We start from the raw sequence: 17341 nt of genomic DNA on the forward strand, positions 1-17341 counted from the left end.
CTAAGCCTTACAGCGCCGATGGTACTGCAGGGGGGACCCTGTGGGAGAGTAGGACGCCGCCGAACAAATTGTGAGAAAACCCCTGGCCGGGATTATCGGCCGGGGGTTTTCTGCGTTTGCGCTCAGAGCGGATCGGGCGAGTCCTGGATCCAGGATTCGCCCGCCGTGGGCCCAGCCCTCCCAGTTGGCCGAGTGGGCCTTGTCCGTTTCAGAGACGTCCCGCCGCTTTGAGAGCCAAGTACGCGTCCGCCAGAGCGGGGGCCAGTTCGTCGGGAGTCGCGTCGACGACCGTGACACCATGCCGGCGGAGCTGTTCCGCGGTGCGATGGCGTTCCGACTGGGCCTGAGCGGCGGCCGCTGCCGCGTAGACCGCGTCCGTGTCGCCGCGTGCCGTCGCCATACGGGCGATGTGCGGGTCGGCGACCGAGGCCACCAGCACCGTATGCCGCTGGGTCAACTGGGGGAGGACAGGCAGGAGACCCTCCTCCACGGGGGCCGCGTCGAGGGTCGTGAGCAGCACGATCAAGGAGCGGCGTGGGGCCGTACGAAGTGCGGTGGCCGTGAGGCCGCGGGCGTTCGTCTCGACCAGTTCGGGTTCGAGTGTGGCCATCGCGTCGACCAGGGACGGCAGGACGTCGCGGGCGGTTCGGCCCTGGACGAGGGCGCGTACCCGGCGGTCGTAGGCGAGCAGGTCGACTCGGTCGCCGGCGCGGGAGGCCAGGGCGGCGAGCAGCAGTGCCGCGTCCATCGACGCGTCGAGGCGGGGAGCGTCGCCCACACGACCGGCCGAGGTGCGGCCGGTGTCGAGGACCAGCAGGATGTGGCGGTCGCGTTCGGGACGCCAGGTGCGTACGGCGACCGTGGTCTGGCGGGCCGTGGCGCGCCAGTCGATGGAGCGGGTGTCGTCGCCGGGGACGTACTCGCGTAGGCTGTCGAATTCTGTGCCCTCACCCCGGGTGAGCAGGCTGGTGCGACCGTCGAGTTCGCGCAGACGGGCGAGCTTGGACGGGAGGTGCTTGCGGCTGGTGAAGGGCGGCAGGACACGCACCGTCCAGGGGACGTCGTGGGTGCCCTGCCGGGAGAACAGACGCAGGGGGCCGTAGGAGCGGATCGTCACGCGGTCCGCCTGGCGGTCGCCTCGGCGGGTGGGGCGGAGCCGGGTGGTGACGCGCCGGCGTTCGCCCGCGGGGACCTGTAGGAGGTGGCGGGAGGCGGGGCCTTCCGTGCCGGGCTCCCAGCTGCTCGGCGGCCATGCGTCGCGGAGTCGGGCGTGCAGCGGGCGCCGGGTGGGGTTGGTGACGGTGAGGGTGACGTCGGCGGCCTCGCCGAGGCGTGCCGAGGTGTCGCCGGAGCGGGTCAGGCCCAGGCGACGTACGGGTGCCGCGAGGGCGAAGTCGCAGGCGCACGCCAGGGCCAGGGGGCCGTTCACGGCGAGGATGCCCGTCCAGCCGGGGGCCCAGATGCCGATGGGGACGGAGCCGAGTGCCGCCAGGAGGGCGGCCCGTCCGGTGAGTGCCATCAGCGCGGGACGGGAACGTGGGCGAGGATCGCGTTGATGACCGAGTCGGCCGTCACGCCCTCCATCTCCGCCTCCGGGCGGAGCTGGACGCGGTGGCGGAGCGTGGGCAGGGCCAGGGCCTTCACGTCGTCGGGGATGACGTAGTCGCGGCCTGTGAGCCAGGCCCACGCGCGTGAGGTGGCCAGGAGGGCGGTGGCGCCGCGCGGGGAGACGCCGAGGGTGAGGGACGGGGACTCGCGGGTGGCACGGCAGATGTCCACCACATAGGCCGTGATCTCCGGAGAGACCGTCGTCTTGGCGACCGCGGCGCGCGCCGCCTCCAGGTCGGCCGGGCCTGCCACGGGGCGTACGCCGGCGGCGCGCAGGTCGCGTGGGTTGAAGCCCTCGGCGTGGCGGGTCAGTACGTCGATCTCGTCCTGGCGGGAGGGCAGAGGGATCGTCAGTTTGAGCAGGAACCGGTCCAGTTGGGCCTCGGGCAGGGGGTACGTGCCCTCGTACTCGACCGGGTTCTGGGTCGCGGCGACCAGGAAGGGGTCGGGGAGGAGGCGGGGGGTGCCGTCGACCGTGACCTGGCGTTCCTCCATGGCTTCGAGGAGGGACGACTGGGTCTTGGGGGGCGTGCGGTTGATCTCGTCGGCGAGCAGGAGGTTGGTGAACACAGGGCCGGGCTGGAAGGAGAACTCGGCGCTGCGGGTGTCGTAGACCAGGGAGCCGGTCACGTCGCTCGGCATCAGGTCCGGGGTGAACTGGACGCGCTTGGTGTCGAGTTCGAGCGCGGCCGCGAGGGCGCGGACGAGCAACGTTTTGGCGACTCCGGGGACTCCTTCGAGGAGAACGTGTCCGCGGCACAGCAGGGCGACGACGAGGCCGGTCACGGCGGGGTCCTGGCCGACCACGGCTTTGGCGATCTCGGCGCGCAGGGCTTCCAGGGAGTTCCGGGCGTTGCCCTGATCCCCGGTGTACCCGGCGTTGTCAGTGGTCGGGGCCATCATGGACGGCGTACCTCTCTTTCGAGGGCGTCGAGTTGGTCGGCGAGTGCGATCAGGGCCGTGTCGTCGCTGGGCGGCGGGCCGAAGAGCAGGGGGTGCAGGGACTGTCCGTCGCCGTGGAGGTGGGCGGACAGGGCGGGGAGCAGGGCCTCGGGCGCGTGTGCCTGGGGCACGGGGACGCCTACGAGGGGGGCGAGGCGGGTGCGGGTGGTGGAGCGAAGCGCGGCGGCCGCGCGGTCGCGGGCGTTCGCCTTGCGGTAGAGGCGGGCGCGGCCTTCGGCGGCTTCGGAGGCACGGATCGCCACGGGGAGTCTTTCCGGCACGAGGGGGCCGAATCGGCGTGCCCGCCACAGGGCGGCCAGGACCGCGGCGAAGGAGAGTTGCAGGGTGCCCCAGAGCCAGCCGGACGGGAGCAGGTCGAAGAGGCTCTTCTCGTCGGCCGGGTCGGTGACCGAGTCGTCGGAGAGCGAGGGGAGGTACCAGACCAGATGAGGGCGGGAGCCGAGGAGTTGAAGGGCGAGCGAGGCGTTGCCCTGCTCGTCGAGGGTGTCGTTGTAGAGGATGTCGGGCGCGCCGAGCACGACGGTGTCACCGCCGCCGGAGGCGTCCGGGACGAGGAGCAGGGTGGCCAGGCGCTGGCTGGGGTAGCACTCGTCCGCGTCCAGGTGGGTGGTGGTGTAGCGGATGCCGCCGGTGTCGGCGGTGCCCGCGCGCCGGGCGGCGGGCAGGTCGCAGGCCGGGGACAGCGTCGAGTCGAGGCTGGTGGCGGGGTCCGCGGTGACTCCGGGTACGAGTTTTTCGACGGACGAGCTGCCGGCGGCGACGAGGACGGTGCGGCCGCCGGTGCCGGCGGTGGCGGAGTGCAGCCGGCTCTGCTGGCCCTGCGTCAGCAGGTCGGGGACGGCGACCAGGAGAGTGATGTCCGGGGCGGCCGCGGCGCGGGCTTCGTCCAGTGTCGTCACCACGCGCGTGTCGACGCCGCGTTCGGCGAGGAGCTCGGCTACGGCGCGGCTGCCGTAGGGGTCGGCGGAGCGCGGGTCGAGTCCGCCGTGGCGGGCGTCGGAGCGGACGATCGCGATCGCGACAGCCCCCGCCAGGAGGAGGACGAGGGCGAGGGCGATGCCTCGCGCGCGGGTCCACAGTCCTCGGGCGGTGGGCGAGACCGAGGTGGACGGGAGCGTGGCCTCGAGGGTCATTCGGCGGCTCCCTGGCGGGCGTTGTGGGCCGTGCCGGGTGCGCTGCTCGCGAGCGCGGGCTTGGTGCGTTCCAGGTCGCGGTCGAGCTCGGCGATGCGGTGGTACGACTGCTCGCTCGCCCTGCGTCCGCCGTACGTCACGTCGTCGAAGTCCCGCGCGGCGGTGCGCAGCCGGTCGGTGTGGTCGGGCAGTGCGCGGCCCGCCTCCGCGGCGGCCTCGTCGGCGGTGCGGCCGGGGCGGATGTCGAGGAGGGCGCGTTCCTCCAGGGAGCGCACGATGGCCCGCATGCGCTCCTGGACGGCCTGGTTCCAGTGGCCCTGGGCGGCGTGGGCCTCGGCGGCCGATCGGTGTTCGGCGGCGGTGCGGGGGCGGTCGTCGAACAAGGCGGGGGAGGAGACGGGTTGGCGGCGGGGGGTGCCCAGGCGCCACCACAGGGCGGCCGGCACGGCGATCACGGCCAGGATGATCACGACCAGTCCGAGTGTTCCTCCGGGCGTCGCGGTCGAGGTGGCGTCGAGGAGTTTGCCGAGCCAGTTCCAGAAGGCGTCCAGGGCGCGTTCGAACAGGCCGGGGTCGTTCTGGTGGTACACGCCCTTGGACAGCTCGTGCCGGGCCGCCTCGCGTGCGGGATCCCGTCCGATCGTCACCGGCGGTTCGTCGCCGGAGCGCGCCAGGGACACCGCGGAGGTGTCGCCGGCGCGCAGCAGGGACCGTACGGCCGTGTCGATGGTGCGTGGCAGTGCCGGCACCGTTGTGAGAACTCCCCCCGTCGGGCTCACCGCATCAGCTCCCTGGTGTGGCGCCGGAGGTGCCGTAGTCCTGGACGCCCGCGGCGCGGGCCAGGTCGAGGTCGAGGGCCTCGCGGCGGATGCGCTGGTCGATGTACAGGAGCACGGTGACGCCCGCGCTGATCGGGAACGTGATCATGGACCCGATCACCGCGCCGATTCCGCTGATGACGAGGAACGTCCATCCGTAGTCGCTGCTGCTGGTGAGGAAGCCGGAGACGCCGCCTCCGCTGAGGGCGGCGGCGAGGAAGGTGAAGGGGACGACGACGATCGCGGCGATGATGTTCGCGATGAACGCGCCGAGCAGCTGGATGCCGAAGACCCGCCACCAGGCGCCGCGTACGAGCTTCGCGGAGCGGCTCATCGACTTCAGGATGCTCTGCTTCTCCAGCATCAGCGCGGGCGAGGCCAGCGAGTAGCGGACCATCAGCCACAGGGCCACGAGGCTGGAGCCCAGGCCGCCCAGGACGGCGAGGGCGGCGCCCGCCGCGTCGGCTCCCGCGACGGCGACGAGGATGCCGGGCACCGTGCCCGCGAGGGCGACACCGAACGTGAGGAGCAGGAGCAGGAAGATCAGGCCGAACAGTTTCGCGACCTGCGGCCGGGCGTCGCGCCAGGCCTCGCCCATGGTCACCGACTTGCCGAGGACCGCGCGGCTGGTGACCGCGGTGAGCAGGGCGGTCGCCATGATGGTGCCGATCAGGGAGATCAGCAGGAGGACTCCGGAGTCGAGCAGGGAGTTGCCCATGGCCCGGGTCAGTTCGCTCACGGTCGCGTTCGGGTCGTCGAGGGCCTCGGTGCCGGCGGTCTCGTCCAGGACGAGACCCCGCAGCAGGACGACGACGATCTCCGTGACGACCGCGACGGCCAGCGAGAAGCCCAGCACCGTGCGCCAGTGGGTGCGCATGGTGGAGACCGCGCCGTCGAGGATCTCGCCGACGCCGAGCGGGCGCAGCGGGATCACGCCGGGCTTGGCGGCGGGCGGCGGGCCGCCCCAGCCCGTTCCCCAGCCGGGGCGGCCGCCGGGACCGGCGTAGCCCCGGACGGGAGCAGGGGGTTGGTTGCCCCAGCCCGGGCCGGGCGGCGGGGGCGGCGGGGCCTGGCCGGGGTGCTGCGGGCCGGTCGGCGCGGACCACTGGGCGGGTGGCGGCTGGACCTGGGACCACTTCGCGCCGGGGTTCTGCGGGTCTGCGTCCGGGCGGCCCGCGGGCTGCGCGGGATCGGGTCGGTCGGCGGGCTCGGCAGGGCCCGAAGTGCCGGGCTCCTGCCCGTCGGACGGGGCGGATCCGGGCGAGGCCCAGCCCGGAGTGTCGTTCATCGTCGCTCCTTCACGGTGCCCGTCCGCGGTCGCGGCGGAAGGTTGGCAGACATCGTGCCATGGGGTGGTCATCGGGTGACCGGCCGCGGTAGGGGCTGCACACCTTCAATTGTCCGCCGGATACGGGGCAGACTGACCGCATGGCTGATCAGTACGCGCAATCCGGCGAGGACAAACGGCCGACCGAGATACCCGTGATCCGTTGGGAAGAGCCACCCGAAGGCCCGGTACTGGTGCTCCTGGACCAGACGAGGCTGCCGGCCGAGGAGGTCGAACTGGTCTGTACGGACGCGTCCGCGCTGGTGGAGGCGATCCGTTCGCTCGCGGTGCGCGGGGCGCCGGTGCTCGGCATCGCCGGGGCGTACGGTGTCGCGCTCGCCGCCGCGCGCGGGTTCGACGTGGACGACGCGGCGACCGCGCTGGCCGGTGCCCGGCCCACGGCGGTGAACCTCTCCGTCGGCGTCGACAGGGCGCGGTCGGCGTACGCGGCCGCGCTCGCCCGCGACGGCGGCGAGCGGCAGGCGGCCGGGGCGGCGCTGGCGGCGGCGCGGCAGCTGCACCGGGAGGACGCCGAGGCCAGTGCGCGGATGGCCGCGCACGGGCTGGCGCTGCTCGACGAGCTGCTGCCGGGCGGCGGGCACCGTGTGCTCACGCACTGCAACACCGGATCGCTGGTGTCGGGCGGGGAGGGCACGGCGTTCGCGGTGGCCCTCGCCGCGCACCGGGTGGGGCGGCTGCGGCGCCTGTGGGTGGACGAGACGCGTCCGCTGCTTCAGGGTGCTCGGCTGACCGCCTACGAGGCGGCCCGTACCGGCATGGCGTACACGCTGCTCACGGACAACGCGGCGGGTTCGCTGTTCGCGGCGGGTGAGGTGGACGCGGTGCTGATCGGGGCCGACCGCATCGCGGCCGACGGTTCGGTGGCGAACAAGGTGGGGAGCTACCCGCTCGCGGTGCTCGCGCGGTATCACCATGTGCCGTTCGTCGTGGTCGCGCCGGTGACGACGGTGGACCCGGAGACGCCGGACGGGGCGGCGATCGAGGTCGAGCAGCGTCCCGGATCAGAGGTGACCGAGCTCACAGCCCCGCAGGTGCAGTCGGCGGGAGCGGGCGGCGGCGGGATTCCGGTGGCACCGTTGGGAACCCAGGCGTACAACCCCGCGTTCGACATCACGCCGCCGGAGCTGGTGACGGCGATCGTCACCGAGGAGGGTGTCGTCTCTCCCGTGACGGCCGAGGCGCTGGCGGAGCTGTGCGCCAGGTCGCCTCAGGCGACGACGGGCTGAGGCGACCTGGCGGGGGCCGGGGGTTCGGGCGGCAGTTCGAGGGCGTTCGTACGGGGGTGGTCCGAGGCGTTCGTACGGGGGTGGTCCGAGGCGTTCGTGCGGGGGTCCGAGCGCCGCGAAACGGCCGTCCCGGCGGCGGCCGGGAGGCCGCCCGCCCGGCGTCGGACACCGGCGTCGAGGGCGATGTCCGCGATCGAGGGCAGACAGTGACGGCCGAGTACGACTATCGTCACTGGCCGGTGACCCTGCTCACCTGCAGCTCCTTCACCGTTATGAGAATGGGATGATGTCGTTTATGAAGGGACGAGTCCTTGTCGTCGACGACGACACCGCACTGGCCGAGATGCTCGGCATTGTGCTGCGTGGTGAAGGTTTTGAGCCGTCTTTCGTAGCCGACGGTGACAAGGCGCTGGCCGCTTTCCGTGAGAGCAAGCCCGACCTGGTGCTCCTGGACCTGATGCTGCCCGGTCGGGACGGTATCGAGGTGTGCCGCCTGATCAGGGCGGAGTCCGGGGTGCCGATCGTGATGCTCACGGCGAAGAGCGACACCGTCGATGTCGTGGTGGGCCTGGAGTCCGGTGCCGACGACTACATCGTGAAGCCGTTCAAGCCGAAGGAGCTGGTCGCCCGGATCCGGGCGCGGCTGCGGAGGTCGGAGGAGCCGGCGCCGGAGCAGCTCGCCATCGGCGATCTGGTCATCGACGTGGCCGGTCACTCCGTGAAGCGGGACGGGCAGTCGATAGCGCTGACGCCGCTGGAGTTCGACCTGTTGGTCGCGCTGGCCCGCAAGCCGTGGCAGGTGTTCACGCGTGAGGTGCTGCTGGAGCAGGTGTGGGGCTACCGGCACGCGGCGGACACTCGTCTGGTCAACGTGCACGTACAGCGGCTGCGCTCCAAGGTCGAGAAGGACCCGGAGCGGCCGGAGATCGTGGTGACCGTCCGTGGCGTGGGTTACAAGGCAGGACCGAGCTGACATGTCCGGTGACAGTGCCGCTTCGGCGCCCGGGCGCAACGGGACCCGAGCCGGGCGGCCTGTCGGCCGGAAGGCGGCGGGCTCCCGCTGGGGACGCCTGTGGCAGGGCGGCCTGTTCCAGGGTGGAGTCCAGGGCAGCCCGGTGCTCCGGCTGTTCACACGCTGGGTGCGCCGGCCGCTGCTGCCCGTCATGCGGCTGTGGCGGCGCAACATCCAGCTCAAGGTCGTCGCCACGACGCTGCTGATGTCGCTGGGCGTCGTCCTGCTGCTGGGCTTCGTCGTCATCGGGCAGGTGCGCAACGGTCTGCTGGACGCGAAGGTGAAGGCGTCGCAGAGCCAGGCCACGGGCGGCTTCGCGGTGGCCAAGCAGAAGGCCGACGAGGCGGCGGCCGGTACCGACGGCGGCGACGCCTCCGCGGTGGACGGCCGGCCCTCCCAGAACGTCATCGAGTGGATGAGCAACCTGGTGTCGTCGCTCTCCAGCGGCGGCCAGGGCGCCTTCGACGTGGTGACGCTGCCCGCGGGCGACGAGAGCGGCGGCGGACGGGGGCCGCGTGCCTCCGGCGGTGTCGACCCGACCACGAGCGTGCCCGAGGACCTGCGCGCGCGGATCGACAGCAGTACGGCGGCCGCGCAGAAGTACACGCGCATCATCTACAAGGACGACGGCAAGGACTCCCAGCCGGCTCTGGTCATCGGCAAACAGGTCAACGACCCGAACGGCGACCCGTACCAGCTGTACTACCTCTTCCCGCTCACGCAGGAGGAGAAGTCCCTGAGTCTGGTCAAGGGCACGCTCGCGACCGCCGGCCTCTTCGTCGTCGTACTCCTCGGGGCCATCGCGTGGCTCGTGGTGCGGCAGGTCGTCACCCCCGTGCGGATGGCCGCCGGGATCGCGGAGCGGCTCTCCGCCGGGCGCCTCCAGGAACGGATGAAGGTCACCGGCGAGGACGACATCGCGCGGCTCGGCGAGGCCTTCAACAAGATGGCGCAGAACCTCCAGCTGAAGATCCAGCAGCTGGAGGACCTGTCGCGGATGCAGCGGCGGTTCGTGTCCGACGTGTCGCACGAGCTGCGCACGCCGTTGACGACCGTACGGATGGCCGCCGATGTCATCCATGACGCGCGCGTGGACTTCGACCCGGTGACCGCGCGGTCGGCCGAGCTGCTCGCCGACCAGCTGGACCGGTTCGAGACGCTGCTCGCGGACCTGCTGGAGATCAGCCGCTTCGACGCGGGCGCGGCGGCGCTCGAGGCCGAGGCGATAGACCTCAGGGAGGTCGTGCGGCGGGTGGTCAGCGGTGCCGAGCCGCTGGCCGAGCGCAAGGGCACGACGATACGGGTCGTCGGCGACCAGCAGCCCGTCGTCGCCGAGGCGGACGCCCGGCGGGTGGAGCGGGTGCTGCGCAACCTCGTGGTCAACGCCGTGGAGCACGGCGAGGGCAAGGACGTCGTCGTCAAGCTCGCCTCGGCGGGCGGGGCGGTCGCGGTCGCGGTGCGCGACTACGGCGTCGGGCTCAAGCCCGGCGAGGCGACCCGCGTCTTCAGCCGCTTCTGGCGGGCGGACCCGGCACGCGCGCGTACCACCGGTGGTACGGGTCTGGGGCTGTCGATCGCCCTGGAGGACGCGCGGCTGCACGGCGGCTGGCTCCAGTCGTGGGGCGAGCCGGGCGGCGGTTCGCAGTTCCGGCTGACGCTGCCGCGCACCGCGGACGAGCCGCTGCGGGGTTCGCCGATACCGCTGGAGCCCAAGGACTCGCGGCGCAACCGTGGACTCGACGAGGCCGGTCTGCCGCGTGGGGGAGGCGAGAAGGCCGCCACCGTGCCGGTGCAGCAGGCCGGCGACCAGGCGTCGTCCTCGAGGGCACCCCTGGGGCCCCGGCCGGCCGCCGCGACGGCCACGGCCGACCCGACGGCGCTGCCCGGCAACGGCGCGCGCGTGGTGCCCCGTCCCGGCCCGGCCGGGCGAAGACAGGACGACCCGCCCGCCGTGGAGGCGGTCGCGTCCCGCCGGGACATCGGGCCGAAGGACGCGGACGAGCATGGGGAGGCATTTCGTGGGCGCTGACCGCGAGGGGGGCGCCCGGCGGATGCCGGGACGCGCGGTGGCCTACGCCGCCTGTGGCGTCGTGGTGCTGGCGGGGTGTGCGTCGATGCCCGACGACGGGGACCTGCGCGGTGTCGAGTCGACGCCGCGACAGGACACCCAGGTGCGGGTGTTCGCCATGCCGCCGCGGGAGGACGCACCGCCCTCGGAGATCGTCCAGGGCTTTCTGGAGTCGCTGACCAGCGACGATCCGAGTTATGCCACGGCACGCCAATACCTGACGGGTGAGGCCAGGCAGACGTGGAGGCCGGAGGCGGCCACCACGGTCCTGGCGGACGGGCCGGGGACCGAGGCCGGCCCCGCGGGCGGCCGGGTGGACGGCGACGACCTCACGTTCACGCTGACCGGCACCACGGTCGCCGGCGTGGACGCGCAGCAGGCCTACGCGCCCGCCTCCGGGCGCTACAGCCAGTCGGTGCACCTCACGAAGAACCGGAAGACCGGGCAGTGGCGCATCGACGGGCTGCCGCAGGGCGTCGTCATGGGCAAGTCGGACTTCGAGCGCAACTACATGTCCGTCAACAAGTACTACTTCGCCTCGAACGCCTCGAACAGCGCCGATGAGGCGAACGGGCAGTCGGCGGCCGTCGCCGATCCCGTGTACGTGCGTGAGCGCGTCGATCCGATGACGGAGATGGTGCGTTCCCTGCTCAACGGTCCGACCGGCTGGCTGCGGCCGGTGGTCAGGTCGAGCTTTCCCACCGGTACTGCGCTGGCGAACGGCGTCACCTCGCTGACGCCCGACGACCAGAACATGCTGACCGTGCCGTTGAACGCCAAGGCCGCCCGGGTCGGGCAGACCCAGTGCGACGAGATGGCGGCCCAGCTCCTGTTCACGTTGCAGAACCTCACCCCGGCGGTGGACGAGGTCGAGCTGCGGGCGGGCGGCACCCGGCTGTGCTCGCTCGGCGAGGACCGGGCCACGACGGTCGCGTCCCGGGGCTCGGCGAAGCACGCCGAGTACCTGTACTTCGTCGACGGCAAGCACCGGCTGGTGCGTATCCCGGCCGGCAGCAGCGAGACGAAGGCGGACCCGGTGCCGGGGGCGCTCGGCGAGGGCGCCAAGGAACTGCGCGCGGCGGCCGTGTCGCGGGACGAGCACATGGCGGCCGGTGTGAGCTACGACGGTAAGACGCTGTACGTCGGGGCGCTGGTCTCGGGCAGTTCGCTCGGGGAGCCCGTGCTGCGCAGCCAGGGCCAGACCGAGGCCGACCGGCTGACGACGCCCAGCTGGGACGCGCGGGGTGACCTCTGGGTGGCCGACCGCGACCCGGCCGACCCGCGGCTGCTGCTGCTGGAGCAGGGCGCCGGCCAGCCGCTGGAGGTGCGTACGCCGGGACTGGACGGGCGCATCAGGGACGTACGGGTGGCCGCCGACGGGGTGCGGGTCGCGCTCGTGGTGGAGAAGAACGGCAAGGGGTCGCTGCTCATCGGACGGATCGAGCGGGACGAGAAGGACGGCGAACGGCCGGTCGTCTCGGTCCTCGAACTGCGTCCCGCGACGACCGAGCTGGAGGAGGTCACGACCATGGCGTGGGCCGGCGACAGCCGGCTCGTGGTGGTCGGGCGTGAGCAGGGGGGCGTGCAGCAGATGCGGTACGTCCAGGTCGACGGGTCCGTGCCGGAGGGGCCCGCGCCCGCCGCCCTGACCGGGGTGAAGGAGATCGCCGCGGCCGAGGACGAGCGGCTGCCGCTGGTGGCGTACTCGGAGGACGGGATCGTACGGCTGCCCACGGGGGCGCAGTGGCAGAAGGTGGTCAAGGACGGGTCGGCGCCGATTTATCCGGGGTGAGCGCGCCGGTCGTCCGGTCCGGTGCGGGTTTTCGGTCCCGCCGGAATCATTTCGGGAGAGATTTCGGAACGGGATTCCGGGAGCGGGAACCGGGATGATTCCGGGGGCGCGTCCCGGAGCGAGAGCGAGACGGGTGGCCGTTTCCGTTCGGGGATACCCCGTGCGGAGGCGGCCATCCGCTTTTTTGCGGCTGCCGTTGCGCGTGTGGGTGACCGGCCCGCGGCATTGCGCGGGGTTTTCCACAGGGCGTTTTCCACAGGCATGGCGGGGTCGCGTCGGCGTGGGCACAGTGGTGTTCATGCGGGGGTGGTGGCGGGATCTCACCGACCTGGTGCTGCCGGCCGAGTGCGGAGGCTGCGGACGGCCTCGCACGGTGCTCTGCGACGAGTGCCGTGCCGCGCTGGGCGGGGCCGTACCGTGCCGGGTACGACCGGCGCCGGAGCCGTCCGGGTTGCCGGTCGTGCACGCGGCGGCCCGGTACGCGGACGAGGCGCGGGCTGTGTTGCTGGCCCACAAGGAACGGGGCGCGCTGGCGCTCGCGGGGCCGCTCGGCACGGCTCTGGCGGGAGCCGTGCGCGCGGGGCTCGCGGAGGCCGGGACACGGGTGCGCGTGGCTGTCGCGGGCTCCGGGCGTGACCCGGGGACGGAGGGGGACGCGCCGGTGCTGCTCGTTCCCGTGCCGTCCGGGCGGCGTGCGGTGCGGGCGCGGGGACACGACCCGACGCGGCGGATCGCGCTCGCGGCGGCCGGTGAGCTGCGGCGCACCGGGACGCCTGCCCGGGTGCTCGCCGTGCTGCGGCAGCGGCGGGAGGTGGCCGACCAGGCGGGACTGGACGCCCGGCAGCGGATGGACAATCTCGCGGGCGCGCTGACGGTGGCGTCCGGTGCGGGGCGGCTGTTGGACGCTGGGCCGGTCGTGCTCGTCGACGACCTGATGACGACCGGTGCCTCCCTCGCCGAGGCGGCACGGGCCGTCCGGGCGGAGACCTCGGGGGCGCGTGCGTACGGGAGGCCGGAAGCGGCGGTCGGTCATGGGTTCGTGGGGGTGCAGCCCGTGTATCCGCGGACAGGTCGGGAAGGCAGAGAGGAACGAACGGACGGGACGACCGAAGGGAGACCGGATCCGGAACGGGCCGGACGGGCGAGCGCGGAGCCGGACGGGATCCGCGGCCTGATCTGCGCCGCTGTGATCGCAGCGCCGTCCGATTCTTTCGAATTAAACCGGAACTGACTGCAAACTTGCATCGTTGCAGGTAATGAGACGGTCAATTCACCTGAACGGAGGTACGCCGCGGTAGAGGGTGACGACATCCGTCCGGGCGAGATATGTTCGGTTGTGAGGGAAAGCCGCAGGCCACCCCTCGCATATCCCAATGCCGCGCTGTGGTTTTGCGCTATCGGCCGCAGCGCCGGGGGTGTAGATCTTGCCCATGGGGGAGGAGGAGGTGGACGTCACCGAGTCCGAGGCTCCGGACCTCACCGGAGCCTGGTGCAAAAGGGAGATGCTCCGCCGCTGATGCGGGGCGATCCGGGAACGGAGTTCTGCGTGGACATCGTCGTCAAGGGCCGCAAGACCGAGGTGCCCGAGCGGTTCCGCAAGCACGTGGCCGACAAGCTGAACCTGGAGAAGATCCAGAAGCTCGATGGCAAGGTGATCAGCCTCGACGTCGAGGTGTCCAAGGAGCCCAACCCCCGACAGGCCGACCGCTGTGACCGAGTGGAGATCACGCTCCGCTCCCGCGGGCCGGTGATCCGGGCGGAGGCAGCGGCCAGCGATCCGTACGCGGCGCTCGACCTGGCAGCGGAGAAGCTGGACGCCCGGCTGCGCAAGCAGCACGACAAGCGGTACACGCGTCGTGGCGCTCGCCGGCTCACGGCAGCGGAGGTCGCCGACCACGTCCCAGGAGTGGCGACGCTCAACGGCAACGGCCATCCCGTCCCGACGGACAACTCGGACAGCGTCCCCACGAAGAAGATCGGCTCGCTGGAAGTGCAGGGTGACGGCCCCCTGGTGGTCCGCGAGAAGACCCACGTCGCCGCCCCCATGACGCTCGACCAGGCTCTCTACGAGATGGAGCTGGTCGGACACGACTTCTATCTGTTCGTCGACTCCGAGACCAAGGACCCCAGCGTCGTCTACCGGCGGCACGCGTACGACTACGGTGTGATCCACCTCAGCACGGACACGATGGTGACCCAGGCCCACTCCCCCGACGCGGGCGGTGCGCTGGGTGGCTGACCTTCACGGATGACAGCTGAGGCGGTGCCCCTGGAGTGCGCGTGCGCTCCCAGGGGCACCGATGTGCGCCCGCTTGGCGTGCCGCTCTGTCACCGTTTTGCGGTCCGGGCATGAAATCATGGGGGACAACGGCTCAACCGGTGGGCCGTTGCCTTGGGTTGGCGGTGGCACAGGACCGGCCACAGCCTTCAGGGGGAGGAACGATGGCGGACAGCTTCGGACCGATGCATGACGGCGATGCCGACGGCGTCGTCGGCATGGGCCCGGACGCGGGCACTTCACGTAAGGAACCGATCAGAGTCCTTGTCGTGGACGACCACGCCCTGTTCCGCCGTGGTCTGGAGATCGTGCTCGCGGCCGAGGAGGACATCCAGGTCGTGGGCGAGGCGGGGGATGGTGCCGAGGCCGTCGACAAGGCCGCCGATCTGCTGCCGGACATCATCCTGATGGACGTCAGGATGCCGAAGCGCGGCGGCATCGAGGCGTGCACCTCCATCAAGGAGGTGGCACCCAGCGCCAAGATCATCATGTTGACGATCAGCGACGAGGAAGCGGATCTCTACGAGGCGATCAAGGCCGGTGCGACCGGTTACCTCCTGAAGGAGATCTCCACGGACGAGGTGGCCACGGCCATCCGTGCGGTGGCCGACGGACAGTCGCAGATCAGCCCCTCCATGGCGTCGAAGCTGCTCACCGAGTTCAAGTCGATGATCCAGCGGACCGACGAACGCCGTCTGGTGCCCGCGCCGCGACTGACGGACCGTGAGCTGGAAGTGCTCAAGCTCGTCGCCACCGGGATGAACAACCGGGACATCGCCAAGGAGTTGTTCATCTCCGAGAACACGGTGAAGAACCACGTGCGCAACATCCTGGAGAAGCTGCAACTGCACTCCAGGATGGAGGCGGTGGTGTACGCGATGCGGGAGAAGATCCTCGAGATCCGGTAGCGGCCAAACCGCCCGGACCGGACCGCCGGAACCGCCCGGACCGGACCGCCGGAACCGCCCGGACCGGACAGGTCCGGGGCGCGGTGCGCGATCCCGGACCGGGCAGCAAAGGCCCGGCGCCCGGTCCTAGGCGAGGGCGCGGGCGAGCTCTCTGGCGAGGGGCTCGCGCAGGTCCGGCGCGTCCACCCGCTCCACGCGCACGTCCGTGCAGTCCACCCAGCTCGCCGCCTCCACCAGGGCCTCGGCCACCGCCGGGACCGCCTTCGCGCCCTCCAGGGAGACCTGCTTGGCGACGAGCGTGCGCCCCTCACGGGCCGGGTCCACGCGGCCTACCAGCCGGCCGCCGGCCAGGACCGGCATCGCGAAGTAGCCGTAGACGCGCTTGGGCTTGGGGACGTAGGCCTCCAGGCGATGGGTGAAGCCGAAGATCCGCTCGGTGCGTGCCCGCTCCCAGACCAGCGAGTCGAACGGGGACAGCAGCGTGGTGCGGTGGCGGCCGCGCGGGACGCTCTCCAGCGCCGCCGGGTCCGCCCATGCCGGTTTGCCCCAGCCCTCCACCGTGACCGGGACCAGGCCCGAGTCCGCGACCACCGCGTCGAACTGCTCGCCCTTGAGCCGGTGGTAGTCGGCGATGTCCGCGCGCGTGCCGACCCCCAACGACTCGCCGGCCAGCCGGACCAGGCGGCGCAGGCATTCGGCGTCGTCCAGTTCGTCGTGCAGCAGCGCGGCCGGGATCGCCCGCTCGGCCAGGTCGTACACGCGCTTCCAGCCGCGGCGCTCGACGCAGACCACCTCGCCGTACATCAGCGCGCGCTCGACGGCGACCTTCGTGCCGGACCAGTCCCACCACTCGCTGGTCTTCTTCGCGCCGCCCAGCTCCGTCGCCGTGAGGGGGCCCTCGGCGCGCAGTTGCTTGATGACCTGGGCGTAGGTGCCGTCCGGGAGGTCGTGGTTCCAGTGGGGGCGGCCGCGGTAGGCGCGGCGGCGGAAGGCGAAGTGGGGCCACTCCTCGATGGGGAGGATGCAGGCGGCGTGCGACCAGTACTCGAAGGCGTGGGTGTCCGTCCAGTAGGCGTCCTCCACCGTCCTGCGGCCGACGGCGCCGAGGCGGGCGTACGGGATGAGCTCGTGGGAGCGGGCGAGGACCGAGATGGTGTCGAGCTGGACCGCGCCGAGGTGACGGAGGACACCGCGGACGCCGGCCCGACGGTCGGGGGCGCCGAGGAAGCCCTGTGCGCGGAGCACGATGCGACGGGCGTCGTCAGCCGAGAGGTGTGTGGGGCGCGGGGTCGTCATGCTCCCGCACGATAGGGGGTGGGACTGACAGTGCGACGTGACCAGCGGGTTTCCCGGGCACATAGGCCCGTCGGCACGGCCGCGGCCGTGCCGACGGAGCGGAGCACGGCCGGCGTCGTGGCTACGCCGCAGGGACCGCGGCTTCGCCCGAGGACCCGCGGCTACGCCTGAGGACCCGCGGCTTCGCCTGAGGACCCGCGGCTACGCCTGAGGACCCGCGGCTTCGCCCGAGGACCCGCGGCTACGCCTGAGGACCCGCGGCTACGCCCGAGGACCCGCGGCTACGCCTGAGGGGCGGGCGCGGGCAGATACGGCGCCGTCGACGGCAGTCCGAGGTCCGACGGCAGCAGCGAGCCCACCCAGCAGTCCCTTCGTACGCCCTTGTTGTTGATCGCGGAGCGCAGCGTGCCCTCGATCGTGAAGCCGGTGTTCTCCGCGACCGCGCGGGAGGCGTGGTTGCCGACCTCGGCGCGCCATTCGACGCGGTCGACGGCGAGACGGGTGAAGGCCCAGCGGGTGGCGGCCAGGGCGGCCTCGGTGGTGTAGCCGTTGCCGCGGTGCTCCTTCGTCGCCCAGAAACCGATCTCCGCGGTGCCCAGGGAGCGCATCGTCAGGGCGAGCATGCCCACCAGCTCCCCCTCGGGGAGGAAGACGCCGAACGTGCACATCGAGCCGTCGGCCCAGCCGTCCGGGACCAGCTGTCGCGTGAAGCCCTGGGCGTGCTCGGGCAGGTAGGGCGAGGGGATCGTGGTCCAGCGCTGGACCTCGGGGTCCTGGGCGGCGGCGTACACGGCGTCGCTGTCGTCCGGGCCGACGGTGCGCAGGACCAGGCGGCCGGTGGTCAGGGTGACGGGTTCCATCGGCCGATTCTGCTCGGGGTCGGGCGACGCG

Annotated in this window: 15 protein-coding genes; 7 read left to right on the plus strand and 8 right to left on the minus strand. The window is 72.2% G+C overall.

Annotated features, from left to right (window positions below):
* Positions 1–208: 208 nt before the first annotated feature.
* Genes ACFV0T_RS39690 through ACFV0T_RS39710 form a run of 5 tightly spaced genes read right to left on the minus strand, consistent with a single transcriptional unit; the run spans position 209 to position 5810 of the window.
* A complete protein-coding gene (locus tag ACFV0T_RS39690) occupies positions 209–1519 on the minus strand; it encodes a DUF58 domain-containing protein (protein ID WP_385790038.1) in 1311 nt (436 codons plus the stop codon).
* Entirely contained in the window at positions 1519–2508 is a 990-nt protein-coding gene (locus ACFV0T_RS39695) for an AAA family ATPase (protein WP_385790040.1), read from the minus strand. Before ACFV0T_RS39695 ends, ACFV0T_RS39690 begins: the two co-directional genes overlap by 1 nt.
* Positions 2508–3704, minus strand: a complete 1197-nt coding sequence (locus tag ACFV0T_RS39700; protein ID WP_385790042.1) for a DUF4350 domain-containing protein — start codon at positions 3702–3704, stop codon at positions 2508–2510. The genes ACFV0T_RS39695 and ACFV0T_RS39700 overlap by 1 nt, the downstream gene beginning before the upstream one ends.
* A complete protein-coding gene (locus ACFV0T_RS39705) occupies positions 3701–4444 on the minus strand; it encodes a DUF4129 domain-containing protein (protein ID WP_385790074.1) in 744 nt (247 codons plus the stop codon). The genes ACFV0T_RS39700 and ACFV0T_RS39705 overlap by 4 nt, the downstream gene beginning before the upstream one ends.
* A 43-nt stretch (positions 4445–4487) precedes the next feature.
* Complete coding sequence (locus ACFV0T_RS39710) at positions 4488–5810, minus strand: hypothetical protein (RefSeq protein WP_385790044.1); 1323 nt, start codon at positions 5808–5810, stop codon at positions 4488–4490.
* Between the two features lie 140 nt (positions 5811–5950).
* On the opposite strand from ACFV0T_RS39710, the gene mtnA reads away from it, so the two are divergent.
* On the plus strand, positions 5951–7096 hold the full coding sequence (gene mtnA / locus ACFV0T_RS39715) for an S-methyl-5-thioribose-1-phosphate isomerase (protein WP_385790046.1): 1146 nt from the start codon (positions 5951–5953) through the stop codon (positions 7094–7096).
* Here mtnA and ACFV0T_RS39720 read toward each other — a convergent pair.
* A complete protein-coding gene (locus ACFV0T_RS39720; RefSeq protein ID WP_385790048.1) occupies positions 7078–7329 on the minus strand; it encodes a hypothetical protein in 252 nt (83 codons plus the stop codon). The two genes, mtnA and ACFV0T_RS39720, sit on opposite strands and share 19 nt — an antisense overlap.
* Positions 7330–7379: 50 nt before the next feature.
* Here ACFV0T_RS39720 and mtrA point away from each other — a divergent pair, with 50 nt between their 5' ends.
* The 6 genes from mtrA to ACFV0T_RS39750 all read left to right on the plus strand — a co-directional run bounded on the left by mtrA (position 7380) and on the right by ACFV0T_RS39750 (position 15154).
* Entirely contained in the window at positions 7380–8069 is a 690-nt protein-coding gene (gene mtrA, locus ACFV0T_RS39725) for a two-component system response regulator MtrA (protein ID WP_187284748.1), read from the plus strand.
* A gap of 1 nt (position 8070) precedes the next feature.
* Positions 8071–10137, plus strand: a complete 2067-nt coding sequence (mtrB, locus tag ACFV0T_RS39730; RefSeq protein ID WP_385790050.1) for an MtrAB system histidine kinase MtrB — start codon at positions 8071–8073, stop codon at positions 10135–10137.
* Complete coding sequence (locus ACFV0T_RS39735; protein WP_385790052.1) at positions 10127–11968, plus strand: LpqB family beta-propeller domain-containing protein; 1842 nt, start codon at positions 10127–10129, stop codon at positions 11966–11968. The genes mtrB and ACFV0T_RS39735 overlap by 11 nt, the downstream gene beginning before the upstream one ends.
* Positions 11969–12266: 298 nt before the next feature.
* On the plus strand, positions 12267–13199 hold the full coding sequence (locus ACFV0T_RS39740) for a ComF family protein (RefSeq protein ID WP_385790054.1): 933 nt from the start codon (positions 12267–12269) through the stop codon (positions 13197–13199).
* A gap of 315 nt (positions 13200–13514) precedes the next feature.
* The gene (gene hpf, locus ACFV0T_RS39745; protein ID WP_385790056.1) at positions 13515–14207 is read left to right on the plus strand and encodes a ribosome hibernation-promoting factor, HPF/YfiA family; all 693 of its coding nucleotides are present in this window, start codon (positions 13515–13517) and stop codon (positions 14205–14207) included.
* Positions 14208–14410: 203 nt separating this feature from the next.
* Positions 14411–15154, plus strand: coding sequence for a response regulator (locus ACFV0T_RS39750; RefSeq protein ID WP_385790058.1), 744 nt, complete (start codon positions 14411–14413; stop codon positions 15152–15154).
* A 126-nt stretch (positions 15155–15280) separates the two neighbouring features.
* Here the strand turns inward: ACFV0T_RS39750 and ACFV0T_RS39755 are convergent, their stop codons facing one another.
* Positions 15281–16450: a winged helix-turn-helix domain-containing protein gene (locus ACFV0T_RS39755; RefSeq protein ID WP_385790060.1), complete on the minus strand. Its 1170-nt coding sequence runs from the start codon at positions 16448–16450 to the stop codon at positions 15281–15283.
* Between the two features lie 281 nt (positions 16451–16731).
* Positions 16732–17310 carry a GNAT family N-acetyltransferase gene (locus tag ACFV0T_RS39760; RefSeq protein ID WP_385790062.1) on the minus strand — a complete coding sequence of 193 codons (579 nt, stop codon included), beginning with the start codon at positions 17308–17310 and terminating at the stop codon, positions 16732–16734.
* Between the last annotated feature and the right edge of the window lie 31 nt (positions 17311–17341).

Source organism: Streptomyces sp. NPDC059582 (assembly GCF_042735715.1).
In the GTDB taxonomy this organism is placed as follows: Bacteria; Actinomycetota; Actinomycetes; order Streptomycetales; family Streptomycetaceae; genus Streptomyces.